23 protein-coding genes are annotated in these 22997 nt (G+C 65.6%); 17 read left to right on the top strand and 6 right to left on the bottom strand.

The genetic code is table 11. The features are described from left to right. Position 1 precedes the first annotated feature (1 nt). The 3 genes from FNJ47_RS24515 to FNJ47_RS24505 are packed head-to-tail and all read left to right on the top strand — an operon-like array spanning position 2 to position 3154. Positions 2-928: an ABC transporter permease gene (locus FNJ47_RS24515; protein ID WP_163157718.1), complete on the top strand. Its 927-nt coding sequence runs from the start codon at positions 2-4 to the stop codon at positions 926-928. A 13-nt stretch (positions 929-941) separates the two neighbouring features. Then, positions 942-1625, top strand: coding sequence for a biuret amidohydrolase (gene biuH / locus FNJ47_RS24510; RefSeq protein WP_163157716.1), 684 nt, complete (start codon positions 942-944; stop codon positions 1623-1625). Continuing rightward, positions 1622-3154: an ABC transporter ATP-binding protein gene (locus FNJ47_RS24505; RefSeq protein WP_347341710.1), complete on the top strand. Its 1533-nt coding sequence runs from the start codon at positions 1622-1624 to the stop codon at positions 3152-3154. The genes biuH and FNJ47_RS24505 overlap by 4 nt, the downstream gene beginning before the upstream one ends. Positions 3155-3382: 228 nt before the next feature. On the opposite strand, the gene puuE is transcribed toward FNJ47_RS24505, so the two are convergent. Further along, entirely contained in the window at positions 3383-4321 is a 939-nt protein-coding gene (gene puuE, locus FNJ47_RS24500; protein WP_163157714.1) for an allantoinase PuuE, read from the bottom strand. A 1-nt stretch (position 4322) separates the two neighbouring features. Next, positions 4323-4736: a DUF3830 family protein gene (locus tag FNJ47_RS24495; protein ID WP_021077459.1), complete on the bottom strand. Its 414-nt coding sequence runs from the start codon at positions 4734-4736 to the stop codon at positions 4323-4325. Positions 4737-4932: 196 nt separating this feature from the next. Between FNJ47_RS24495 and FNJ47_RS24490 the strand changes: the two genes are divergently transcribed. Both FNJ47_RS24490 and FNJ47_RS24485 read left to right on the top strand, forming a co-directional pair. Continuing rightward, a complete protein-coding gene (locus FNJ47_RS24490; protein WP_163157712.1) occupies positions 4933-5667 on the top strand; it encodes an SDR family NAD(P)-dependent oxidoreductase in 735 nt (244 codons plus the stop codon). A 219-nt stretch (positions 5668-5886) separates the two neighbouring features. Continuing rightward, entirely contained in the window at positions 5887-6087 is a 201-nt protein-coding gene (locus FNJ47_RS24485) for a hypothetical protein (protein WP_163157710.1), read from the top strand. 38 nt (positions 6088-6125) lie between these two features. Here FNJ47_RS24485 and FNJ47_RS24480 read toward each other — a convergent pair whose 3' ends face one another. From FNJ47_RS24480 to FNJ47_RS24470, 3 genes are all read right to left on the bottom strand, one after another. Further along, the gene (locus FNJ47_RS24480; protein WP_163157708.1) at positions 6126-7016 is read right to left on the bottom strand and encodes an aldose 1-epimerase family protein; all 891 of its coding nucleotides are present in this window, start codon (positions 7014-7016) and stop codon (positions 6126-6128) included. A 124-nt stretch (positions 7017-7140) separates the two neighbouring features. Next, positions 7141-7908: an enoyl-CoA hydratase-related protein gene (locus FNJ47_RS24475; RefSeq protein ID WP_163157706.1), complete on the bottom strand. Its 768-nt coding sequence runs from the start codon at positions 7906-7908 to the stop codon at positions 7141-7143. A 76-nt stretch (positions 7909-7984) separates the two neighbouring features. Then, positions 7985-8419 carry a MarR family winged helix-turn-helix transcriptional regulator gene (locus FNJ47_RS24470; protein ID WP_163157704.1) on the bottom strand — a complete coding sequence of 145 codons (435 nt, stop codon included), beginning with the start codon at positions 8417-8419 and terminating at the stop codon, positions 7985-7987. Between the two features lie 265 nt (positions 8420-8684). On the opposite strand from FNJ47_RS24470, the gene FNJ47_RS24465 reads away from it, so the two are divergent. The 8 genes from FNJ47_RS24465 to FNJ47_RS24430 all read left to right on the top strand — a co-directional run bounded on the left by FNJ47_RS24465 (position 8685) and on the right by FNJ47_RS24430 (position 17151). Next, positions 8685-9584: a CHAD domain-containing protein gene (locus FNJ47_RS24465; protein ID WP_236000082.1), complete on the top strand. Its 900-nt coding sequence runs from the start codon at positions 8685-8687 to the stop codon at positions 9582-9584. 155 nt (positions 9585-9739) lie between these two features. Beyond that, positions 9740-10012 (top strand): helix-turn-helix domain-containing protein, encoded by a 273-nt coding sequence (locus FNJ47_RS24460; protein ID WP_028339461.1) that lies wholly within the window; start codon positions 9740-9742, stop codon positions 10010-10012. Beyond that, on the top strand, positions 10009-12024 hold the full coding sequence (gene hyfB / locus FNJ47_RS24455; RefSeq protein WP_163157702.1) for a hydrogenase 4 subunit B: 2016 nt from the start codon (positions 10009-10011) through the stop codon (positions 12022-12024). Before FNJ47_RS24460 ends, hyfB begins: the two co-directional genes overlap by 4 nt. Beyond that, complete coding sequence (locus tag FNJ47_RS24450) at positions 12015-12971, top strand: respiratory chain complex I subunit 1 family protein (RefSeq protein ID WP_163157700.1); 957 nt, start codon at positions 12015-12017, stop codon at positions 12969-12971. The genes hyfB and FNJ47_RS24450 overlap by 10 nt, the downstream gene beginning before the upstream one ends. Continuing rightward, the gene (locus tag FNJ47_RS24445) at positions 12971-13633 is read left to right on the top strand and encodes a hydrogenase-4 component E (RefSeq protein ID WP_016843065.1); all 663 of its coding nucleotides are present in this window, start codon (positions 12971-12973) and stop codon (positions 13631-13633) included. Before FNJ47_RS24450 ends, FNJ47_RS24445 begins: the two co-directional genes overlap by 1 nt. After that, positions 13630-15078: a hydrogenase 4 subunit F gene (locus tag FNJ47_RS24440; RefSeq protein WP_163157698.1), complete on the top strand. Its 1449-nt coding sequence runs from the start codon at positions 13630-13632 to the stop codon at positions 15076-15078. The genes FNJ47_RS24445 and FNJ47_RS24440 overlap by 4 nt, the downstream gene beginning before the upstream one ends. Positions 15079-15094: 16 nt before the next feature. Then, positions 15095-16606, top strand: a complete 1512-nt coding sequence (locus FNJ47_RS24435; RefSeq protein WP_163157696.1) for a hydrogenase large subunit — start codon at positions 15095-15097, stop codon at positions 16604-16606. An 11-nt stretch (positions 16607-16617) separates the two neighbouring features. Continuing rightward, the gene (locus FNJ47_RS24430) at positions 16618-17151 is read left to right on the top strand and encodes an NADH-quinone oxidoreductase subunit B family protein (RefSeq protein WP_163157694.1); all 534 of its coding nucleotides are present in this window, start codon (positions 16618-16620) and stop codon (positions 17149-17151) included. Between the two features lie 52 nt (positions 17152-17203). On the opposite strand, the gene FNJ47_RS24425 is transcribed toward FNJ47_RS24430, so the two are convergent. After that, entirely contained in the window at positions 17204-18214 is a 1011-nt protein-coding gene (locus FNJ47_RS24425; protein ID WP_163157692.1) for a LacI family DNA-binding transcriptional regulator, read from the bottom strand. 98 nt (positions 18215-18312) lie between these two features. Here FNJ47_RS24425 and FNJ47_RS24420 point away from each other — a divergent pair, with 98 nt between their 5' ends. The 4 genes from FNJ47_RS24420 to FNJ47_RS24405 form a co-directional block, all read left to right on the top strand. Continuing rightward, positions 18313-19185 (top strand): phytanoyl-CoA dioxygenase family protein, encoded by an 873-nt coding sequence (locus tag FNJ47_RS24420; protein ID WP_163157690.1) that lies wholly within the window; start codon positions 18313-18315, stop codon positions 19183-19185. 74 nt (positions 19186-19259) lie between these two features. Beyond that, positions 19260-20606, top strand: coding sequence for an MFS transporter (locus FNJ47_RS24415; protein ID WP_163157688.1), 1347 nt, complete (start codon positions 19260-19262; stop codon positions 20604-20606). 3 nt (positions 20607-20609) lie between these two features. Beyond that, complete coding sequence (locus FNJ47_RS24410) at positions 20610-21464, top strand: TIM barrel protein (protein WP_163157686.1); 855 nt, start codon at positions 20610-20612, stop codon at positions 21462-21464. 66 nt (positions 21465-21530) lie between these two features. After that, positions 21531-22997 (top strand): glycosyl hydrolase family 79 N-terminal domain-containing protein (locus FNJ47_RS24405; protein WP_163157684.1); only part of this gene is annotated, 1467 nt, incomplete at its 3' end.

Below are 22997 nucleotides of genomic sequence, written 5' to 3'. Positions count from 1 at the left end.
CATGGCGGATGCATCGCTCGGGCTCTGGACCGTTCCGCTCGCCGTGTTCGGCGGCGCTATTCGCGTCTCGACGCCGTTTTTGTTCGTCAGCCTCGGCGAATGCATCACCGAGCGAAGTGGCCGCATCAATCTCGGCCTCGAAGGCACGCTGGTGATGGGCGCGATGAGCGCCTACGGCATCTCCTATCTCTCCGGCTCGCCATGGCTTGGCGTGCTCGCCGCCGGCATCACCGGCGCGCTGTTCGGCGCGCTGCATGCCGGGATCTGCTCGCTGCCGCGGGTCAATGACATCGCGGTCGGCATCGCGCTGATGCTGCTCGGAACTGGTTTGGCCTTCTTCCTCGGCAAGCCGCTGATCGAGCCGACCGCGGCACGGCTGCCGGCGATCGATTTCGGCTGGTGGAGCGACGTGCCGCAACTGCGCGCCGCGCTGCGCATCAACGTGCTGTTCCTGATCGGCGTCGCGATCGCGCCGCTGCTCTATTGGGCCTTCAAAACCACGCGCTGGGGCCTGTTGATCCGCACCGCCGGCGAAAGCGCCGATGCGGCGCGCGCGATGGGCCATTCGGTGCTGCTGATCCGGCTGCGCGCCACCATGGTCGGCGGCTTCCTCGCCGGCATCGGCGGCTCGTTCCTGTCGCTGTTCTATCCCGGCAGCTGGAACGAGGGTCTCTCCTCCGGACAGGGCATCACCGCGGTCGCGCTGGTGATCTTTGCGCGCTGGGACCCGATGCTGTGCCTGTGGGCCTCGCTCGCGTTCGGCGGCGCGGCCGCGCTCGGGCCGGCGCTGCAATCGGTCGGCATCACCTCCGGCTATCATTTGTTCAACGCCGCGCCCTACATCCTGACGCTGGCGATCATGATCATCACCTGCTCGCCGAAGCGCACGCTGACCGGCGCGCCCGCCGAATTGTCCATCACCCGATAGACGAGATCATTCCATGTCCGAGCGCTTCATCAAGTCCGAGCCCTACGCCTGGCCTTACAATGGCGATCTGCGGCCGGAGAATACCGCGCTCATCATCATCGACATGCAGACCGACTTCTGCGGCGTCGGCGGCTATGTCGACAAGATGGGCTACGACCTCTCGCTGACCCGCGCGCCGATCGAGCCGATCAGGAAACTGCTCGCGGTGATGCGCGCGCAGGGCTTTCACATCATCCACACCCGCGAAGGCCATCGGCCTGACCTCGCCGACCTGCCCGCCAACAAGCGCTGGCGCTCGCGCCAGATCGGCGCCGGGATCGGCGATCCCGGCCCCTGCGGCCGCATCCTGGTGCGCGGCGAGCCGGGCTGGGACATCATCCCCGACCTCGCGCCGCTGCCGGGCGAGCCCATCATCGACAAGCCCGGCAAGGGCTCGTTCTGCGCCACCGATCTCGAGCTGATGCTGCGGCTGCGCGGCATCGAGAACATCGTGCTGACCGGCATCACCACCGATGTCTGCGTCCACACCACGATGCGCGAGGCCAACGATCGCGGCTTCGAATGCGTGCTGGTCGAGGATTGCTGCGGTGCGACCGACAAAGGCAATCACGACCACGCGCTGAAGATGATCAAGATGCAGGGCGGCGTGTTCGGCGCGGTGACAAAGTCAGCCGACCTGATCGGGGCGCTGTCGTGATCATCGGCGAACCGCCCGCACCATCAGGCGCGTTCGGCGTCGACGCCATCGCCGTGACCATGCGGTTCGGCGATTTCCTGGCACTCGACAATGTCGAGCTCAAGGTACGCCCCGGCTCGTTCCACGCGCTGCTGGGCGAGAACGGCGCCGGCAAGAGCACGCTCGTGAAATGCATCATGGGCTATTACCACGCCACCGAAGGCGACATCATCGTCGGCGGCCGCCAGCAGGCCATTGCCAACCCGAAAAACGCGCATGCGCTCGGGCTCGGCATGGTCTACCAGCATTTTACCCTCGTGCCGGCGATGACGGTCGCGGAGAACCTGGTCTTGGCGCGCGACGACGTGCCCGCTGTGGTCGACTGGCGCAAGGAGAAGAGGGAGCTGGAGGCTTTCCTGTCACGGATGCCGTTCAAGGTGCCGCTCGACGCCAAGGTTTCCGCCATCTCGGCCGGCGAACGCCAGAAATGCGAGATCCTCAAGCAGCTCTATCTGAAGCGCCGCTTCCTGATCCTCGACGAGCCGACCTCGGTGCTGACACCGGGCGAGGCCGACGAGGTGCTCGGTATGCTGCGCGCGATGGTGGTCGCGGGCGAATTGACCATCCTGATGATCACCCACAAGTTCCGCGAGGTGATGGCGTTTGCCGACGAGGTGACGATCCTGCGCCGCGGCAAGCTCGCCGGCACCGGCCGGGTCGCCGATCTCACGCCGGACGAGATGGCCCGCACCATGATCGGCGCCGAGCAGTTGACGGTGCAGCCGCCGCGCACCGGCGAGACCGGCGCGGCCCGGCTCGAGCTCGACAAGCTCACCGCACTCGACGATGCCGGCGCCATCGCCGTGCACGGCGTGTCGCTGACCGTGAAGAGCGGCGAGATCGTCGGCATCGCCGGCGTCTCCGGCAACGGCCAGCGCCAGCTCGTCGAGGTGCTGGCCGGCCAGCGTGAGGCCGAAAGCGGCGTGATCCGTGTCCAGGGTGAGGCCTATGCGGCAAGCCGCGAGGAGATGCGCCGCCACAGGATGTCGCTGCTGCCGGAGGAGCCGCTGAAGAACGCCTGCGTCGGCGGCATGAGCGTCGCCGACAACATCGCGTTCCGCGAGTTCGACCGCGCTCCGTTCGCGCGCGGCGGCTGGTGGCTCAATCGTTCGGCCTTCCGCGCCGATGCGGAGCGCAAGATCAACCGCTACAAGATCAAGACCCGCACGCCGGAGACGCCGATCGCGGCGCTGTCAGGCGGCAATGTGCAGCGCGCGGTGCTGGCGCGCGAGCTCTCGGGCGACGTCGAGGTGCTGATTGCCGCCAACCCCTGCTTCGGGCTCGACTTCGCGGCGGTGGCGCAGATCCACGCCGAGATCATGGCCGCCCGCAACCGCGGCGCCGCGGTGCTGCTCGTCAGCGAAGACCTCGATGAGCTCTTGGAGCTGTCGGATCGGCTGGTCGTGATGTTCCACGGCGCGTTCGTGCACGAGGCCCGCGCCAGCGAGGCCGACCTTACCGAGATCGGCCGGCACATGGCCGGGCATTAGGAGCTGAAGCAGCCGCAACGGCACCGCGCTCCCTCGCCCCGCTCTTCGCGGGGTCGAGACGAGCGAAGCTCGCTCTGAGAGCGTTGGGGTGAGGGGCTGCATCCTCATACACGGTGAGAGTTGCAGTCGCGGAGACTCCCCCTCACCCGGATCGCATCTCACGATGCGATCCGACCTCTCCCCGCAGGCGGGGCGAGGTAAGAAAGAGCCTCACACGCGAACCCGAACCTAGCCGATCTCGAACGCGTCCGCAGCGAGATGCTTCAGATTGGCGTGCCAGTGCTCGGCGATCGCAAGCCGGGTCGGCACCCAGACATGCTCGTGCTTCTGGATATAATCGAGGAAGCGCATCAGCGCGGCGGCGCGGCCGGGACGGCCGACGACGCGGCAATGCAGGCCGACCGACATCATCTTGGGTGACGTCGCGCCCTCGGCATAGAGCACGTCGAAACTGTCCTTCAGATAGGTGTAGAACTCATCGCCGCCGCCAAAACCCTGCGGGTTGATGAAGCGCATGTCGTTGGCGTCGAGCGTGTAGGGGATCACGAGATGCGGGTCGGTGCCGGCAGCCTTGATCCAGTACGGCAGATCGTCGGCATAGGAGTCGCAGAGATAGCGCAGGCCACCGGCTTCCATCAAAAGCCGCAGCGTATTGATCGAGGAGCGGCCGGTGTACCAGCCGAGCGGCCGCGCACCGGTCGCCTCGGTATGCACGGCGATGGCGCGCGCGATCTCCGCGCGCTCCTCGTCCTCCGACATGTCCCTGTGCTCGACCCAGCGCAGGCTGTGGCTGGCGATGTCCCAGCCCGCCTCCTGCATCGCGGCGACGACGTCCGGATTGCGCTTCAGCGCCATCGCGACGCCGAACACCGTCGTCGGCAGCTTCCGCTCGGTGAACATCCGCCACAACCGCCAGAAGCCGGCGCGCGCGCCGTATTCGAACATGGTCTCGATATTGGCGTGACGTTGCCCGATCCAGGGCTGCGCGCCCAGCACGTCAGAGAGAAATGCTTCCGAGGCGCGATCGCCGTGCAGGATATTATTCTCGCCGCCCTCCTCGAAATTGACCACGAACTGCACGGCGATGCGCGCAGCGTCCGGCCATTTCGGATCCGGCGGCGTGCGGCCGTAGCCGCGGAGATCGCGCGGATAGCGGGCCTCGGTCACATCAGATTTCCTCGAAGCGGATGTTCTGCGCGCCCTTCCACAACACGGTCTTGCCGAAGGCGGTGAGGTTTTCCAGCCCCGAGGTCAGCGTGATGAAATGATTGCCGGCGAGCTGGCCCATCTTGCTGGCGAAGTGCACGCCGCCATAGGCGAGCAGGATCTCGGTCTCGCTGATGCCGCCGGGATAGAGGATGATCTGGCCCGGCGCCGGATAGCTGGTGTGGTTCTCGTAGGAGACGCCGAAGTCGAGATCGCCGAGCGGCATCCAGACGCCCTCCCCGCTCCAGCGCACATGGATCGCCTGGCTCTCGAACGGCATCGCCTTGCGGAAGGCGGCGACCGTCTTCGGCGCGAGCTGTTCCTCGAAACGGGCGTCAAAGGTGAAATCGCCGGCGCGGACAATCAGTTTGCTCATCGGACTCTCGTGGGTGGCTGGAAGTGATGCCCCAACCATTGCCGCCGGCTTGCGCCGGACGCAAGGCCGATTCCGGCCGCAAACGCCGGTTTTTTTGCCGCAAGGGCGTCCACCGCAACGCAGATTTGAGCAGGGTTGCGTTGCACCCCGCCTCCCCCTTTGCGAACCTGTCCGGACGCGCAAAGGAGGACTGCCGATGACAACAAACAGTCTGCACGGACATGTGGCGCTGGTGACCGGCGGCTCGCGCGGCATCGGTGCTGCGATCGTCAAGATGCTGGCGGACGCCGGCGCTGCCGTCGCCATCAACTACCGTGAGCGATCGGCCGAGGCGGAAACGCTGGCCAAGGGCGTCATCGCCGCGGGCGGCCGGGCCGTCGCGATCGCCGCCGACGTCTCGGAAGCTGCCAACGTCACCGGCCTGGTCGCGCGCGCCAAATCCGAGCTCGGCCCAATCGACATCCTCGTCAACAATGCCGGGATCGCGATCATCAGGGGTGTCGACGACCTCACCGAGGAGGATTTCGACCGCACCATTACGGTCAACCTCAAATCGGCATTTCTCTGCACGCAGGCGGTGCTGCCGATGATGCGCACCCGGAAATGGGGCCGCATCGTCAACATCTCTTCCGGTGCGGCGCGCGGCGCCGGCTCGATCGGACCGCACTACAACGCATCGAAGGCCGCCATGGAGGGGATGACCCGCGGCTATGCCGCACGCCTCGTCAAGGAAGGCATCACCGTCAATGCCGTTGCGCCTTCCCTGATCGAGACCGACATGATGAAGGGCCAGAGCAGCCTCGTCAGCCGGATCCCGGTCGGCCGCTTCGGCACGGCCGAGGAGGTCGCGCAGGCCGTGATGCTCTTGGTCAACAATCCCTACATGACCGGACAAACCATCGCGATGAGCGGTGGTATGGCGTTCAACTAGAGCGCTTTCGAGCGAAGTGGAAACCGGTTCGCGTGAAGAAAACGCGTCAAGGCAAGAAGCTAGAGCTTCAGTTCTGGTTCAATCAGAACTGAAGCTCTGGGGTTCCCGCATCGCGCAGACAGCATCGAACGGTTCACCAACTCTGTCATCAAACCATGGCAGGAACTGTGCTTGGCTGTAGCCGTTGTCCGCTAGGCGAAACCGGATTTGGAGCCTGTTGTGATCGATCCGAAAACGCTTCTCGAACGCGCCGCGCAGCTTGCCGATCAGGCCAAGGGCGAGGAAGAACCCGGCATCCGCGAACGGCTGCTGCGCATGGCCGAACACTATCGCGATCTCGCCGCGCACGAGGCCTGGGCGCATGAAAATCCGCCATCGGTCGGCGCACTCACCAACGCGCTCGGCAACCGCACGCATTGAGTCGCAGCATTGAGTTGCAGCATTGAGTTGACCGTCGATCAGCTCACGCGAATACGATAGCCGAGCGACTGACGCGCACCCGGCGCGATATGCATCAGGCCGGGCTTGTCGGCGAACTCGCCGTCGAAATCCGCAGGGCTGGCAAAGCCGTGCCACGGCTCGATACACAGGAACGGCGCGCCGCCAGGCTTCGACCAGACGCCGAGCTCGCGAAAGCCGCGCCAGGAAATTTCGATCGCCGCGCCTTGCGTGGCTGCTGCCGGGCCGAGTGTCGCCGTGAAGAGGATCGATGTGCTTGCGACCTGATCGAAGACCATGGCGTCGTCATCGAACAGCTCCTCCGTCAGCGCAAGCGTTCTGCCCTGGACCGGATTGGGTTCAGGCTGCCGCCGCATCAATCCACCCTTCAACCGCCGGATCGGCGCGGGTTCAGTCTTGCCGAAGGTCAGCGTGTAAGCCTCCTTCGGCAACCCGGGCACCAGCGGCCAGTTGAAGGCGGGATGGCCGCCGAGCGACGCCGGCAGCATGTCGTCGCCGGTGTTGATGATCTCGAAGCCGACCTCGAGAGCGGCGCCGTCAACCGTGTAGGTGACTTCGAGCCTGAACGCGAAGGGATAACGTGCGCGGGTTTCCGCATCGTCGGTGAGCGCGAGCTTGCAGGATCGCTCTCCCTGCTCCACCCAGGCAAAGCGGCGGTCGCGCGTGAAGCCGTGCTGCGTCATCGGATAGGTCTTGCCGTGGTGGCGCAGCGTGTCGTTCTTCAACCGGCCGACGATCGGGAACAGGATCGGCGCATGGCGCGGCCATTGCGGGCCGGCCTGCCATAGCAGTTCCCTCCCTTCGGCATTCCTGAGCGACGACAATTCGGCGCCCTGGGCCAGGATGGTCGCGGCGATTCCGTCGCCGCGCAACGTGTGACTGTCGCTCATGCCTCGCCTCGCCGGGTTAGCTGTGCCCTGACACGAGATGTTCGATGCCGGCAAGGCCGTCAACCCCAAAGCGATGGGGTCGCCCACACGTGGCGACCCCGAGTCCTGAGCTCAGGTCCTGAGCCTAGCCAGTGATCTTGGAGAAATCCGGCTGGCGCCGCTCGGCAAAGGCGGCAAAGGCCTCGCGCGCTTCGGCGCTCATCAGCCGCTCCTGGAAGATCTTGCCCTCGCGCGCCATTTGCGCGCTGATCCCTGCGGGATCGCGCATCAGCGCCTTGGTGTGCTGGAGCGAGCCGAACGGCCGCTTCGCCAGCGCATCCGCGGCGGCGCGTGCCTTGGCGCGGAGGTCAGCCAACGGCACGACGGCATTGGCGAGGCCGATCGAGACCGCAGTCTCCGCCTCGACCGGCTCGCCGAGCGCGAACATCGCGTAGGCCCGCGCATAGCCGATGCGCTGCGGCAGCAGATAGGTCGACGCCGCCTCCGGAACCAGCGCGAGATTGACGAACGGCGTGATCAGCCGCGCGGTCGGCGCGAGGTAGACGAGGTCGCAATGCAGCAGCATGGTGGTGCCGATGCCGACCGCGTTGCCCTGCACGGCGGCAACCAGCGGCCGCGTCGCCTTGGCAAGGGCTGCCAGGAAGCGCGACACGTGACGCTCGCCCTGCACACCGCGCGACACCGCGGCGAAATCGGCGAGATCGTTGCCTGCGGTGAAGCTGTCGCCGTCGCCCTGCAGCAGCACGGCGCGGATCGCGGAATCGCTTTCCGCGCGTTCAAGCGCGTCGGCCATCGCGCCATACATCGCGTTGGTGATCGCATTCTTCTTGTCCGGACGCGCCATCGTCACGATGAGAACGCCGCCCTCCAGCGCCACCACCACTTCACTCATGTCTCACTCCTGTTGCTTGCTTCTGTTCGATGCGTTTTCTTCACGCGAACCGGTATCCAATTCACTTGAAAACGCTCTAGCCGTCTTTGTCCTTGGGAAACTTCTCTTGCAGGCTGGTCAGCCAGCGCGACACCACGTCGATCTCAGCTTCCGAAAAGCCGTCCATCAGGCGGTTGTTGATCACCCTGGTCCGCGCCGCGGCGCGCTTGCCGAGTTCCTGCCCCGCCACGGTCAGATGGAGCCGCTGGCTGCGTCCGTCCTCACCGTCACGCCGGCGCTTCACGAAGCCCGCACGTTCCATCCGGTCGGCGAGCCCGGTCATCGCCGACGGCACGATGTCGAGCGCCTGCGAGACGTCGCCGATCAGCGCGCCGTCATTGCGCCCGAGAAAGAACAGCACGCCGGCCTGAGCGGACGTCAGATCGTGCGCGGCCGTCTCCTGGTCGATGGCGCGCTGCAACCGCCGATAGGCCACGGTCAGAAGGAAGATCAGCCGGTGTTCTGCTTTCATGTGCTCGTTATATATTTCGCACGCGAAATATCAAGATGCTTCGCGTGCGAAATATCTGCGGTGTCCGGTTGCCTTTTTGCGGCGCCTCAATACTTCGGCATCCAGGTCCCGTAGACTGCTAAAGATGAGCGACATTTCGAACGCGTCGGCGGATCGCTGCACGCCGCCCCGGCAGAAAACCCTTGATCGACAACGATCAAACGGGAAATCTCCGATCCGGGAGCCGGGGTTCGCGTTGCGGCTCCGGCGGCGCCACGGGAGTGTCATGACGTCAGCGGCAAGTCCGGAAAGGGGGCGCGTTGTCCGCCCGAAGCGGCCGCGCCATCTCAGCGAAGCCATGCGTTGCGAGACCGCGTTTCGCCTGATCCTGTCCGAATGCCTCGAGGAAGTCGCGACCAACCACGAAGCCCTGAGCTCCGGCGATCCCGCCGCGCTGCACCAGACCCGCATTGCACTGACGCGGCTGAAGGCGGCGATCGCGTTCTACGGCCCGATGGTCGCGGACACCGAATGGACGCGACTGAAATCCGAACTGAAATGGCTGAGCGCCTATCTCGGCGCAACGCGCGACCTCGACGTTGCCATCGACAACAGCAAGGGCTTGCCCGAAGAGCGCATGCTGCGGACAGCGCGAGCCGATGCGTTCGAAGCCCTCAAGGAGGCGCTGCAAAGCGATCGTTACTGGCAATGGTTCGACGGCATGTGGGACTGGGTCGGCAGCGGCCCCTGGACCACGCGGCAGAATCCTCGCGCCGCGCAGCGGCGGGCGGTGCCGGTCTCGGTGTTTCACGCGCGCCGGCTGGCGCGATGGCACGGAAAGCTGTGCCAGAAGAGCCGGGGGCTGCAAGGCATGGGCAAGAACAAGCGCCATCGCGTCCGTCTCGCCAGCAAGCGGCTGCGCTACGCCATCGAATTCTCGGAGGGCGGCCTGCCCCCTGACGAATACGCCTCGTGGCGGACCATCCTGAAGCAACTGCGCAAGGGACAGCAACTGCTCGGCGAACTGAACGATGACGAGGTCCGTCGCGCGCTGATCGAAAGTGCCGATGCACTCGCGCAGCGCGCCCACGAACGCAAGGCCAAGCACCAGCGCGTGCACGAGCGGAAGCGCAAGAGCCAGCTGCTGCGCCGCGCAGCGGCGGTCTATCGGAAGATCGCCGAATGAACGCACATCAGTGCATCCCCATTGGGGGCGCTTGCGGCCCGTGGAGCCGCTAAAATTGATGTATTAAACATCACTTATTGCTCTTGTAGCATCACTACTTGATGTGCATAAATGACATTTACATAAACGCTAATCTCACTGGACGGCCCCGATCGATGATCACCGCGGCCCAGCTACGAGCTGCCAGAGCCTTGCTTGGCATCGATCAACGGCAGCTCGCCGAACTGTCCGGACTTTCGGTGCCAACCATCCAACGCATGGAGGCGAGCGAGGGTACCATTCGAGGCAATGTCGACTCGCTGGTGAAACTGATCGACGCCCTCGGCACGGCCGGCGTCGAGGTCATCAACGAGGGGGCAGTCAGCAGCGGCGGCGGCCGCGGCGTACGATTGAAGGCCGGATCTGGCTCACCGAAGGTGCAGACATGATCCCGGCGGTCGCTCAGCAGATCTGGTGTGTCGCCGCGCTGCTGGGAACGACCGCTCTCGCGATCGCATCGAGCAGATCGCGCCGTTCGACTGCCCTGGTCTACGGGGCGACCTTTGCCATTTCACTGGTCGCATTGGCCGGGGCCCTGTTCTCGCTCATCGCCCGCACCGGCGCGACCGAACTGACGCTGCCGATCGGCCTGCCGTGGCTGGGATCGCATTTCCGCCTCGACGCGCTCGCCGCCTTCTTCCTCGTGGTGGTCAATCTCGGCGCCGCCGCGGCAAGTCTTTATGGCCTCGGCTACGGCAGCCACGAATCCATGCCACAGCGCATCCTTCCCTTCTTTCCGGCATTCCTGGCCGGGATGAATCTCGTCGTGCTTGCCGACGACGCGTTCACCTACCTGCTGTGCTGGGAGTTCATGTCGCTCGCGTCGTGGGCGCTCGTCATGGCGCACCACCGTGAACCGGACAATGCCCGGGCGGGCTACGTCTATCTCGTGATGGCGAGCTTCGGCACGCTGGCTTTGTTGCTCGCCTTCGGCCTGCTGTCGGGCGCCGGTGGCGGCTACGGTTTTGCGGCCATCCGCAGCGCCCAGCACACACCGTCCGAAGCCGCGCTGGTGCTCGCGCTGATGCTGCTCGGTGCCGGATCGAAAGCCGGCCTGGTCCCGCTGCACGTCTGGCTGCCGCTGGCGCATCCCGCGGCACCGAGCCACGTCTCGGCGCTGATGAGCGGCGTGATGACGAAGGTCGCCATCTACGGCTTCATCCGGGTCGTGTTCGATCTGCTCGGGCCGCCAAGCTGGTCGGCGGGTGTCGTCGTGCTCATCCTGGGCGGTGCGACCGCCGTCATCGGAATTCTCTACGCGCTGATGGAGAACGATCTCAAGCGCCTGCTCGCCTACAGCACGATCGAGAACATCGGCGTCATCTTCACGAGCCTCGGCCTCGCGCTGGCATTTCAGGCGAACGGCTTCGGCCTGGCAGCGGCTCTCGCCTTCACGGCCTCATTGTTCCACGTGCTCAACCATTCGTTCTTCAAGAGCCTGCTGTTCTTCGGAGCCGGCGCCGTGCTGACGTCGACTGGCGAACGCGACATGGAGAAGCTGGGCGGCCTGATCCACCGCATGCCGCTCACGAGCTTCGTCTTTCTGGTCGGCTGCGTCGCGATCTCCGCGCTCCCGCCGTTCAACGGCTTCGTGTCCGAATGGCTGATATTTCAAGCCGTCCTGCAGAGCCCCGACCTGCCGCAATGGGTGCTGAAGATCATGGTGCCCGCGGTCGGCGCCTTGCTGGCGCTGGCCGCGGCGCTCGCCGCCGCATGCTTCGTCAAGGCCTTCGGAATCACGTTCCTCGGGCGCGCGCGGAGCCCGGCCGCGGAAGCCGCCGGCGAGGTCGATCGCTATTCGCTCGCCGCGATGTTCAGTCTCGCCGCGCTCTGCTTTCTCGCCGGCATTCTGCCGGGCCTCGTGATCGACGCGCTTTCGCCGGTCGCACAGGCCGTGATCGGCCATCGGATGCCGGTTCAGGCGAACGACGCCTGGCTCTCGATCGTTCCGATCGAGGAGAGCCGCAGTTCCTACAACGGATTGCTCGTCTTTGCTTTCATCACCGCCGCGGCGTCGCTCGCGGTGTATTTCATCCATCGCTTTGCGTCGCGCGCGATCCGGCGCGGACCGGCCTGGGGTTGCGGCTTCGCCGATCCGACACCGGCGGCGCAGTATTCCGGAGCGAGCTTCGTCCAGCCGATCCGCCGCGTCTTCGGCACGCTGGTCTTCCAGGCCCGCGAGCATGTCGATATGCCCGCACCCGGTGACCTGCGGCCGGCCCGTTTCAAGGTCGATATGCACGATCTGGTCTGGGAGCGGCTGTACACGCCCCTGACCGAAGCAGTGTGGTTTTTGGCCGATCGGCTGAACCAGCTCCAGTTCCTGACTATCCGCCGCTATCTCAGCCTGGTGTTCGCAACCCTCGTCACACTGCTGCTGGTGCTCGCGATATGGTCGTGATCTCGGACATCTTCGTTCAGCTTGGTCAGATGGCGCTTGTGCTGCTGCTCGCGCCGCTCCTGACCGGCGTCGTGCGCAAGATCAAGGCCCGCCTGCTGCGCCGAAGGGGACCGTCGATCTTCCAACCCTACCGCGACCTGCTACGGCTGCTGCGCAAGGAGGTCGTCCTCGCCGAAAACGCATCCTGGCTGTTCCGCGTCACGCCCTATGTGACGTTCGCGGCAATCTGGGTCGCCGCAGCGCTGGTCCCGACATTTGCGTCCGGGCTTGAATTCAACTGGAGTGCCGACCTGATCGCGATCGTCGCCTTGCTCGGCAGCGCGCGCTTCTTCCTCGCGCTTGCCGGCATGGATGTCGGCACCAGCTTCGGCGGCATCGGCTCCAGCCGCGAGGTGATGATCGCCGCTCTCGCTGAGCCGGCCATGTTGTTGATGGTGTTCTGCGTCGCGCTCATTGCCGGCTCGACCCAGCTGTCGACGGTCGCGACCTTCATGGCGTCATCCGAAGTGGGACTGCGCGTTTCGCTCGGCATGGCGATGATCGCGCTGATCATGGTAGCGCTCGCCGAGAATGCCCGCATTCCGGTCGACAACCCGGCGACGCATCTGGAGCTGACCATGGTGCACGAGGCGATGATCCTCGAATATTCCGGGCGTCACCTCGCCATGATCGAGTTCGGCGCCTTCCTCAAGCTGCTGCTCTATGTCTCCCTGATCATCTGCGTGTTCTTCCCGTGGCAGATCACCACCGAGGGCGCGGGTCCGCTGTCCTATCTGGTGAGCGTTGCCGCCTACATCTTCAAGCTTGCGGTCGCGAGCCTCCTCCTTGCCGTGTTCGAGACCGCGACGGCCAAGATGCGGGTGTTCCGCGTCCCCGAATTCCTCGGCGCGGCGCTGATGCTCGGCCTGCTCGGCACGCTGCTTCGGTTCGTGTCACGGGGCTTCTGATGCACAATCTCGCCTTCGACATCGCTCATCTGCTCGCTGGCGGGCTCGTGCTGATCAGCTTCATGATGCTGTATCAGGACCGCCTGTATGCGCTGCTGAACATCTTCGCACTTCACGCCGTGGTGCTCGCGGCTTCCGTCGCCTGGCAGGCCTTCATCCAGAATGCGCCGCATCTCTACGTGACGGCAGCCATCGCACTGGTCTTCAAGGCGATCGTCATCCCGGTGGCGTTGCATCGGATCATCAAGCAGCTCGGCATTCATCGCGATATCGAAACGGCGGTGAGCATCGGTCCGACCATGCTTGCGGGCATGGGGCTCGTCGCCCTTTCCATGGTGCTGATGCTGCGCGTGACCGGTGCGGCCGATCCCCTGGCAAGGGAAGACCTCGCCTTCGCACTGTCGGTGGTGCTGCTGGGACTGCTCGTCATGGTGACGCGGCGCAACGCCGTCAGCCAGGTCGTAGGCTTCATGTCACTGGAAAACGGATTGGTGCTGGCCGCGACCGGCGCCAAGGGCATGCCGCTCGTGGTGGAGATCAGCGTGGCCTTCTCGATCCTGATCGCGTTCATCGTCATCGGCGTGTTCCTGTTCCGGATCCGGGAGCGGTTCGACACCGTCGACGTCGGCGCGCTCGATGAATTCAGGGGAGAGCGGCGATGACTGCGGCGTCCGATGCCGTTGCCTGGGTCCTGTTGATCCCGATCTGCGCGGCGGCGACGCTTGCGGCGCTGCCCGGCTACCGGCTGACCGCCGGGATCAATATCCTGGCCAGTCTCGGCACCTTGCTGGCCGCGCTTTCGCTGTTCGTCATCGAACGCCCACAGCCCGGCCAGTACCTGCTGATCGACGACCTCAACATCGTCTTCATCGTGCTCAACACCTTCGTGGGATTTACCACGAGCGTGTTCAGCGCGAGCTATATCGCCCATGAACTCGAGACCGGACGGCTGACGCCGGGCTATCTGCGATTCTACCATGCGATGTATCAGGTCATGATGTTCGGCATGAACCTCGCGTTCGTGTCGAACAATATCGGCCTGATGTGGGTCGCAGTCGAGATCGCCACGCTCACCACCGTCCTGATGGTCGGCATCTACCGGACCCATGCGGCGCTGGAAGCGGCCTGGAAGTACTTCATCCTCGGCAGCGTCGGCATCGCGCTCGCGCTGTTCGGCACGATCCTGGTGTACATGGCCGCGCTGCCGGTCATCGGCGAGGGTCTGGACGCCATGGTGTGGACGGTGCTGATCAGCCGAGCGGCGACGTTCGACCCGGCATTGCTCAATGTCGCCTTCATCTTCCTGCTACTCGGATACGGCACCAAGGTGGGCCTGGCGCCGCTGCACGCCTGGCTCCCGGACGCGCATGCCGAGGGCCCGACCCCGATCTCCGCCGTGCTGTCCGGCCTGCTGCTCAACGTGGCGCTCTATGCGGTGCTTCGCTTCAAGATCCTGCTCGCCGTCAATCCGGATGCGATATCGCCGGGCCCGCTGATGGTGACGATGGGACTGACCTCGCTCCTGTTCGCGGCGTTCATGTTGTATCGCCGCCGCGACATCAAGCGGCTGTTTGCCTATTCCTCGATCGAGCACATGGGCATCATCGTGTTTGCCTTCGGGATGGGCGGTCCACTCGCCAACTTTGCCGGCCTGCTGCACATGGTGATGCACAGCCTCACCAAGTCGGGAATCTTCTACGCGGTCGGCCACATCACACAGGTGAAGGGCACGCAGCGGATTGCCAACATTCGCGGCCTGACCGAAACCCACCCGGCACTTGGCTGGAGCCTTGTGATCGGCGTAGTCGCGATCGCCGGTCTGCCGCCGCTCGGCATCTTCATGAGCGAATTCCTCATCGTCAGCTCCACCTTCGCGCGCCAGCCGCTGCTCGCCATCCCGCTGGTGTTCGGCCTGCTGCTCGCTTTCGGCGCGCTGTTCCTGCGCCTGACCAGCCTTGCGTTCGGCGAGCCGCGCGGCAATGCCGCGCCGGCGGATGCATCCTATTTGCCGATGTTCGCGCATTTCGCGCTCGTACTGACCGCGGGCATCTACCTTCCAGGACCGCTGGTTGTCTGGTTCCAGCACGTCGCCAACCTCCTGGGTTAGCGAGGGAGAGCGGGATATGGCGACATTGATCGATCTGATCCGGGCCGGCCACGAGGTCGAACGGCATCGTCCATGGCCGCGCGCAGTGGTGGACGCGAAAGTCTGGCGCTCCGCCGCCGGCGCCCTCGCCGATGGCGGCTTGAGCCTGCTCGGACTGTGGGGCGAACCGTCCTGCGTGCACATGGCGGTTCTCGACAACGGCACGTCCGCCATCGGCGTGCTCAGCCTGGATTGTCCCGATCACCAATTCCCTTCGGTCGCAGCTCATCATCCTCCGGCGCTTCGATTGGAGCGCACCATCCACGACCTGCTTGGGCTTGTGCCTACGGGGACACCGGATCCCCGTCCATGGCTCGATCATGGTCGATGGCAAATGCGCTTCCCGCTGGGCGAGCGTCTCGATGCATCAACGGATGCAGCGCCTTATCGTTTCCTTCCGGCCGAGGGAGACGGCCTGCACCAGATTGCGGTCGGCCCGGTCCATGCCGGCATCATCGAGCCCGGACATTTCCGCTTTACCGCGAGCGGCGAGACCGTCGTCCGCCTGGAGCAGCGGCTCGGTTACACCCATAAGGGCGTCGAGGGATTGATGGCGGGGAGCGCCGTCGAGCAGGCCGCGCGGCTTGCCGGCCGGATCTCCGGAGACAGCACGGTCGCCTATGCACTGGCATTTGCGCAGGCGGTCGAGGCCGCGCAGCGGATTGCCGTGCCGCCACGCGCGCTGTTGCTGCGCGCGCTGATGGCCGAGCTTGAGCGACTGGCCAACCATCTCGGCGACATCGGTGCGATCTGCAACGATGCTTCGTTTGCGCTGATGCAGGCGCATTGCGCCGTGTTGCGCGAGTCCGTGCTGCGCGCCGCCGACGCTGCATTCGGCCACCGCATGATGCGCGACCTTGTCGTTCCCGGCGGCCTCGCGCGCGACATCGCCGGCGATGGATCCAGCGCAATCCGCGCCGCGCTCGACCAGATCCGGCGGCATTTCCCGGCGCTGATCGAACTCTACGACAACACCGCCTCATTGCAGGATCGCACGGTCACCACCGGCGTCGTTACCCCGGCGCTCGCCCGGCAATTCGCCGCCGGCGGCTATGTCGGGCGTGCAAGCGGCCGCAACCATGACGCCCGACGCATGCCCGGTTATCTTCCCTATGATGGGCTGCGTTTCGAAGTTCCCGTGCTCAGCGATGGCGACGTCAACGCGCGGGTCTGGATCAGGATCCGCGAAGTCGGGCAGAGCCTTGGGCTGGCGGACCAGATCCTCGCTGGCCTCGAAGCCGGCCCGGTCAGGGTGTCGCTGCAAGCCGCGACGGAATCTTGCGAAGGCATGGCGCTCGTCGAAGGTTTCCGCGGCGATATCCTGGCCTGGCTGCGCCTGAGCGGCGATCGGATCGAGCGATGTCATCTGCGTGATCCGTCATGGTTTCAGTGGCCCCTGCTCGAGGCAGCCATCGAAGCCAACATCGTGGCGGACTTCCCACTCTGCAACAAATCGTTCAACTGCTCCTATTCAGGGCAGGACCTCTAAGGAACGGGGCGATGCGCAAACTTCTATTCCAGAGCCTGTTTCGTCAACCATTGACCGAGCAAGCGCCGCGGCCGGACGATGCCGCGCTTGCAGAGCTCGCGGCCATGGTCGGCCACACCGCAAGACGGCGCCTCGGCCGCAGCCTCTCGATCCGCGAAGTCGATGCGGGCTCGTGCAACGGATGCGAGCTGGAAATTCACGCACTGAGCAATGCGTATTACGACGTCGAACGGTTCGGCATCCGGTTCGTCGCCTCGCCCCGTCACGCCGACGTCCTGCTCGTCACCGGTCCCGTCACCAAGAACATGCGCGATGCGCTGGAGCGCACCTATCATGCGACCCCCGATCCCAAATGGGTCGTCGCCGCGGGCGATTGCGCCAAAGACGGCGGATGCTTCGCCGGCAGCTACGCGGTGGTTGGCGGGGTTTCCGCGGTCGTTCCGGTCGATCTCCACATTCCGGGTTGCCCGCCTTCTCCGATGGCCATTCTGCGTGGCCTGGTCGCCTTGCTCGAGACGGTGGACACCGGCGTCGCGGCAAGGTGAGAGCACGGAGAGAGACGAGCAGGCTGCGCCCGCAATGTCGCAGCAATGATCGCTAACCGCTGTCGCGCAGCACCAGCTCGAAGCCGAGATCGATGCGGCGCTCGCCGCCGCGCTCCAGGGTCAGCGTCGCCGCGGTGCGGCCGATCGCGTCGCCATGCACGCTGATGGTGCTGAGCGTCGGCGAGATCAGTTGGCCCATTTCGAGATCGCCGAGCCCGATCACGGCGACCGGTTGCGCCGATGCCGGTCCGTCGCGCAGCACCCCGGCCTTGCGCAGCCCCGACATGAAGCCGATCGCATGCGCATCGTTGGCTGCGAACACCGCGTCGACACCAGGCAGGCGCGCATGCGCCGCCACGCTGCCTGAATCCTTGCGGTCCAGGATCAGCCGGCGCGGCTCGGCGAGGCCTCTTGCCAAGGCCTCGTCCCTGAAGCCGAACCAGCGGCGCGTCCCACGCGGATCGTCGCCGCCGATGAAGGCGAGCTGCTTGCGTCCCTGCGCAACCAGATGCTTCGCGACCGCGACACCGGCCTTGTAATTGTCGAAGCCCGCGACCGCGTCGATCGGGTTTGCCGGCAGATCCCAGGTCTCGACGATCGGGATGCGGGCGTTGCGCAGTAGGCGGCTGCCGTCTTCGGTCGCCGGCGAGCCGACCATGATGATCGCCTCGGGCCGCCGCGACAGCAGCGCCGCCAGCATCCGGTCCTCGCGCGCCGCATCGTAGCGCGACTGCGCCAGGATCACGGAGAAGCCGAGCGGCTCGAGCTTGTCGGACAGGCCCTGCACGGTATCGGCGAAGATCGAGTTGGCGATGGTCGGCACCAGTACCCCGACCGAATTGGTCCGAGCGCTCGCCAACGCGCCCGCCACCAGGTTCGGGATGTAGCCGAGGTCGCGCATCGCCTGCTCGACCCGTGCCCGGGTCTCCGGGGCGACCAGGTCGGGCATCCGCACCACCCGGCTCACCGTGATCGAGGAGACGCCGGCGCGCTTGGCCACCTCTGAAAGGGTGGGCGCGGCACCGGTCGGGCCGGTCCCGGGTTCAGTCAGTTCGGAGCTCATGGGCCGGAGCCTGCACGATTCCGGGTTGCCAAGCCACGATGTTAGCGCTAGCATCGCTGCATGTTAGCGCTAACATGAAAGAAAAAGGGAAAGACGGAATGATTTCGGACGAACAGGCCCAGGCCTACAAGCGCGACGGGGTGATCGTGGTGCCCGAGGTGCTCAACCAGGAGACCCTCGGCAAAGTGCGCACGGTGCTCGCGGAGTTGGTGGCCGGCGCCGCCAGCGTGAGCGAGCACACCGACGTCTACGACCTCGAGCCGGGCCACACGCCGGAAACCCCGCGCGTTCGCCGCATCAAGGCGCCGCACAAGGTGCACCCGATCTTCGACGAGATCGTCCGCAGCCCCGCCGTGATCTCGATCCTGACCAGACTGATCGGCCCCGGGCTTCGCCTGCACGGCTCCAAGCTCAACATGAAGTCGGCGCAATACGGCTCGCCGGTCGAGTGGCATCAGGACTGGGCGTTCTATCCGCACACCAATGACGACATCCTCGCGATCGGCGTGCTGCTCGACGATTGCGATATCGAGAACGGCCCGATGCTGGTGACCCCGGGCACGCACACCGGCGCCACGATGTGGGATCATCATGGCGACGACGGCTGCTTCGCGGGCCTGATCGATCCGGACCAGATCCAGGACGACATCAAGCGCGCGGTGCCCTGCATGGGCAAGGCAGGCAGCATGTCGTTCCACCACGTGCGCGCGCTGCACGGCTCGGCGACCAACACATCGAACCGGCCGCGCAATCTGCTGCTCTATGAAGTCGCCGCCAGCGACGCCTGGCCGCTGATGGGCGTGAAGGATTTCGACGAATTCAACAGCCGCCTGCTGGCGGGTCCGCCGGTGGTCGCACCGCGGCTCACCGACGTGCCGGTGCGGATGCCGCTGCCGCCGGCCAAACGACAGGGATCGATCTACGAGACCCAGTCGGCGTCGAAGAAATCCTACTTCACGCGCGCTGCCTGAGACCCAAGACAATGCCCGCGGCCAGGCCGCGGGCATTGCTGCTTTACATAAAAATCAAAATTACGGGGAAACGAATGACCGAGATGGCAAGAGATGGCGCGCGTACATCGCGCCTGCGTGTGATCCTGGCCGCAAGCATCGGCTCCGCGCTCGAATGGTACGACTTCTTCCTCTACGGCACCGCAGCCGCGCTGGTGTTCGGCGAATTGTTCTTTCCGAAGAGCGATCCGGTGGTCGGCACGCTGCTGTCGTTCCTGACCTTCGGCGTCGGCTTCGTGGTGCGGCCGTTCGGCGGCCTGTTGTTCGGCATCCTCGGCGACCGCTACGGCCGCAAGCCGGTGCTGGTCGCAACCCTTCTGATGATCGGCATCGGCACCACCGCAATCGGCTTCCTGCCGACCTATTCGCAGATCGGCATCTGGGCGCCGATCCTCCTGGTCGCGATGCGCGTCATCCAGGGCCTCGGCGCCGGTGCCGAGTACGGCGGCGCGGTGATCTATCTGGTCGAGAATGCGCCGCCGAAGCATCGCGGCTTCTGGGGCGGCTTCGCGCCGCTCGGCGTTTCCGTCGGCAATCTGCTCGCCGCGGGCGCCTTCGCGCTGGTGACGATGCTGCCGCGCGAGGATCTGATGAGCTGGGGCTGGCGCCTGCCCTTCCTGGCAAGCTTCCTGTTGATCGTGGTCGGCATCTTCGTCCGCATGCGCATCACCGAGACGCCGGTCTATACCCAGGCGGTGGTGGCGCGCGGCAAGGTCGAGAGCAATCCGGCGATGGAGGCGTTGCGCCGGCACCCGCGCAATTTCTTCGTCGTGCTCGGCGCCCGCATGGCCGAGAACGGGCTCGGCTATTTCTTCCCGGTGTTCGGCCTGAGCTACGTCATCACCACGCTCGGCGTGCCGAAAGCGGAGGCGCTGAGCGCGCTGATGCTGGCCTTCACGATCGAGCTGTTTGCGATCCTCGGCTTCTCTGCCTTGTCGGACCGGATCGGACGGCGTCCGGTCTACATGTTCGGTGCGCTCGCCGGCGTCGCGCTGTCCTTCCCGTTCTTCTGGATGGTCGGCACCAAGGAGTGGATCATGATCGCGCTTGCCTTCATCCTGGCGCGTGCCATGGTGACGGCGGCGATGTTCGGGCCGCAGGCGGCGTATTTCGCCGAACTGTTCCCGCCGCAACGCCGCTTCGCCGGCTTTGCCTTCGCCCGCGAGCTCGGCTCGCTGCTGTCGGGTGGCCCGGCGCCGTTCGTCGCCACCGCGCTGGTCGCGGCCTACGGCACCTGGTGGCCGGTAGCCTGTTACGCGATGTTCCTGTCGGCCTGCACGGTGGTTGCGATCTGGATCGGGCCGGAGACCTATCAGGAGAACATCGACGCCGATGCGAGCGAACAGGCCGAGCTGCCCACGGCGATCCCGGCACGGGCCTGATCGGTGGCGCAGCAACTGCGTGTCCTGCAGTCGCTCTGGGCGATGGAGCGACGGCTGGCCGACGAGGCCGAATGGCCGCTGCAAACCCAGCTCGCAATGATCCGCGACGCCGGGTTTGACGGCGCCGGCGTGCGCTTCATCGACCCTGGCTTCGCGCGCGAGGTGACGAGCTTCCTTCGCGCGCACGGCATGATCTGGCAGGCGCAATGCTATCCGAAATGCGTCGACGATCTGAAGCCGGTGCTCGAGCTGGTTGCCCGGCTCGGCGCTGATCATGTCAATTTGCAGCCGGACGTTCGGCCGCGCCGGCCTTCCGATTGCATTCCCCTGCTCGAAGGCTGGCGGCGGCTTGCCGCGGAGGCCGGCGTCGCCGTGCATGTCGAGACCCATCGCGACCGCATGACGACCGACCTGTTCTTCACGCTCGATTTGCTCGATCGCTTTCCCGACCTGCGGCTGACCGCCGATCTCTCGCATTACCTGGTCGGCCGCGAATTCGCCTGGCCGGTCGACGACGTCAACCACGCGATGATGCATCGCATCCTCGACCATGCCTGGGGCATCCACGGCCGCATCGCGAGCCGCGAGCAGGTGCAGATCTCGCTCGACTTCCCCCAGCACCAGGGCTGGGTGTCGCTATTCACGGGCTGGTGGGATTACGGCATCCGTTCCTGGCGCAAGCGCGCCGGGCCCGATGCGACGCTGACCTTCCTCTGTGAGCTCGGTCCCCCGCCCTATGCCATCACCGGCCCCGACGGCCGGGAATTGTCCGACCGCTGGCAGGACGCGCTGGTCATGAAGGACATGATCCGCGCGCTGTGGGATCGCATCGCGAGCGAGCCGCAAGCCGCGCCATAGCGTTGATTCAGACAGGCCGCGGCGGCATTCTGACATGACGTGCAGTTCAGAACGCCGCGAGGAGCCGTGCGCAACCATCACCGGGCCGGTCGAATTCGACGCCTCGCGCGTGTCGCCGTCCCGGCAGTCGCCGCCCTCGCCTGCACGACGGCGATCGCGGCGGAGCTGACGCTCGACGTCGTGACCATGCCGCGCGTCGCGACCATCGACCCGCGCTTCCAGTCCTACAATATCGAGATGGTCGAGGTGACCGGTGGACGGTTCTGGAAGCCGTACGCCGTCGTCGATGCAAGGGCCGATGCAAAGGCGGAACGGTTTGCGGCCCGCGCTCCGATCGATCTGCACGATGCCAGGCTGCGCAAGCTCGCCGCAGCCCTCTCGCCCGCCTATCTGCGCGTCAGCGGCACCTGGGCCAACAGCACGTTCTTCGCCGATTCCGAGACGCCACCGGCTGCACCGCCGGCCGGCTTCAAGGACGTGCTGACACGACAGCAGTGGCGCGACGTCATCGACTTCTCGCAGACGGTCGGTGCTTCCATCGTCACGTCCTTTGCGATCAGCGCCGGCACGCGTGACGCTGCGGGGCGATGGACCTCCGAACAGGCCAGGCAGCTGCTCAATTTCACGCAATCGAACGGCGGCCAGATCGCGGCAGCCGAGTTCATGAACGAGCCCGATCTGCCGGCGATCGGCGGTGCGCCTGACCGCTACGATGCCGCGGCCTACGGCCGGGATTTTGCAGCGTTCCGCGCCTTCATGAAAGCAACAGCACCTGACGTGACGATCCTGGGCCCGGGCACGATCGGCACCGGCGCGGATGCACGCGCTCGCTTCGCCGTCTCGGCAGCCGGCGTCGATGCGGTCTCCTACCATCATTACGGCGCGCTCTCGGCGCGATGCGGCGGCGATCGCACGGCAACGCAGGCATTGTCCGACGAATGGCTGGCACGAACCGGCAAGACATTCGCCCTCTACAAGACGCTGCGCGACCGGCTTGCGCGGAATAAGCCGATCTGGTTGACCGAAACCGCGGAGACCGCATGTGGCGGCAACCGCTGGGCATCAACCTTCATCGATACGTTCCGCTACCTCGATCAGCTCGGGCGGCTGGCCAAGGCCGGCGTTCAGGTGGTGATGCACAACACGCTTGCGGCGAGCGACTATGGGCTGCTCGACGAGCGAACCCATCTGCCGCGGCCGAACTACTGGGCCGCGCTGCTGTGGCGAAGGCTGATGGGAACCACCGTGCTCGATGCCGGCGTCGCGCAGCAACCCAGCTTCCACGTCTATGCGCATTGTGCGCACGACATGCCGGATGGCGTAGCCCTGCTCGTCATCAACAATGATCGGCGGACACAACGCAAGCTGACGCTGTCGGCCGCCTCGCAACGCTACACACAGGCGAGCGCAACGCCCGCGGGAGGCACCATTCGGCTCAACGGCAGCCCACTCGATCTCTGGGGCACAGATGAGCTTCCCACTCTGCCGCGCGCAGCAGCCGCAGCGGGACCGCACACAATCGCCCCCGTGCCG

The organism is Bradyrhizobium uaiense (genome assembly GCF_010811875.1).
Lineage (GTDB): Bacteria > Pseudomonadota > Alphaproteobacteria > Rhizobiales > Xanthobacteraceae > Bradyrhizobium > Bradyrhizobium uaiense.
This window is presented reverse-complemented; position numbering and strand designations above follow the sequence as displayed.

Bases quoted from the DNA above. Each gene is read 5' to 3' on its own strand.
- FNJ47_RS24465 (WP_236000082.1), top strand. From the start codon at position 8,685: ATGACGTCAGCGGCAAGTCCGGAAAGGGGGCGCGTTGTCCGCCCGAAG.
- FNJ47_RS24440 (WP_163157698.1), top strand. From the start codon at position 13,630: ATGACTGCGGCGTCCGATGCCGTTGCCTGGGTCCTGTTGATCCCGATC.
- hyfB (WP_163157702.1), top strand. From the start codon at position 10,009: ATGATCCCGGCGGTCGCTCAGCAGATCTGGTGTGTCGCCGCGCTGCTG.
- FNJ47_RS24470 (WP_163157704.1), bottom strand. From the start codon at position 8,419: ATGAAAGCAGAACACCGGCTGATCTTCCTTCTGACCGTGGCCTATCGG.
- FNJ47_RS24425 (WP_163157692.1), bottom strand. From the start codon at position 18,214: ATGAGCTCCGAACTGACTGAACCCGGGACCGGCCCGACCGGTGCCGCG.
- FNJ47_RS24430 (WP_163157694.1), top strand. From the start codon at position 16,618: ATGCGCAAACTTCTATTCCAGAGCCTGTTTCGTCAACCATTGACCGAG.
- FNJ47_RS24490 (WP_163157712.1), top strand. From the start codon at position 4,933: ATGACAACAAACAGTCTGCACGGACATGTGGCGCTGGTGACCGGCGGC.
- FNJ47_RS24495 (WP_021077459.1), bottom strand. From the start codon at position 4,736: ATGAGCAAACTGATTGTCCGCGCCGGCGATTTCACCTTTGACGCCCGT.
- FNJ47_RS24420 (WP_163157690.1), top strand. From the start codon at position 18,313: ATGATTTCGGACGAACAGGCCCAGGCCTACAAGCGCGACGGGGTGATC.
- biuH (WP_163157716.1), top strand. From the start codon at position 942: ATGTCCGAGCGCTTCATCAAGTCCGAGCCCTACGCCTGGCCTTACAAT.
- FNJ47_RS24480 (WP_163157708.1), bottom strand. From the start codon at position 7,016: ATGAGCGACAGTCACACGTTGCGCGGCGACGGAATCGCCGCGACCATC.
- FNJ47_RS24415 (WP_163157688.1), top strand. From the start codon at position 19,260: ATGACCGAGATGGCAAGAGATGGCGCGCGTACATCGCGCCTGCGTGTG.
- FNJ47_RS24460 (WP_028339461.1), top strand. From the start codon at position 9,740: ATGATCACCGCGGCCCAGCTACGAGCTGCCAGAGCCTTGCTTGGCATC.
- FNJ47_RS24515 (WP_163157718.1), top strand. From the start codon at position 2: ATGGCGGATGCATCGCTCGGGCTCTGGACCGTTCCGCTCGCCGTGTTC.
- FNJ47_RS24475 (WP_163157706.1), bottom strand. From the start codon at position 7,908: ATGAGTGAAGTGGTGGTGGCGCTGGAGGGCGGCGTTCTCATCGTGACG.
- FNJ47_RS24445 (WP_016843065.1), top strand. From the start codon at position 12,971: ATGCACAATCTCGCCTTCGACATCGCTCATCTGCTCGCTGGCGGGCTC.
- FNJ47_RS24450 (WP_163157700.1), top strand. From the start codon at position 12,015: ATGGTCGTGATCTCGGACATCTTCGTTCAGCTTGGTCAGATGGCGCTT.
- FNJ47_RS24435 (WP_163157696.1), top strand. From the start codon at position 15,095: ATGGCGACATTGATCGATCTGATCCGGGCCGGCCACGAGGTCGAACGG.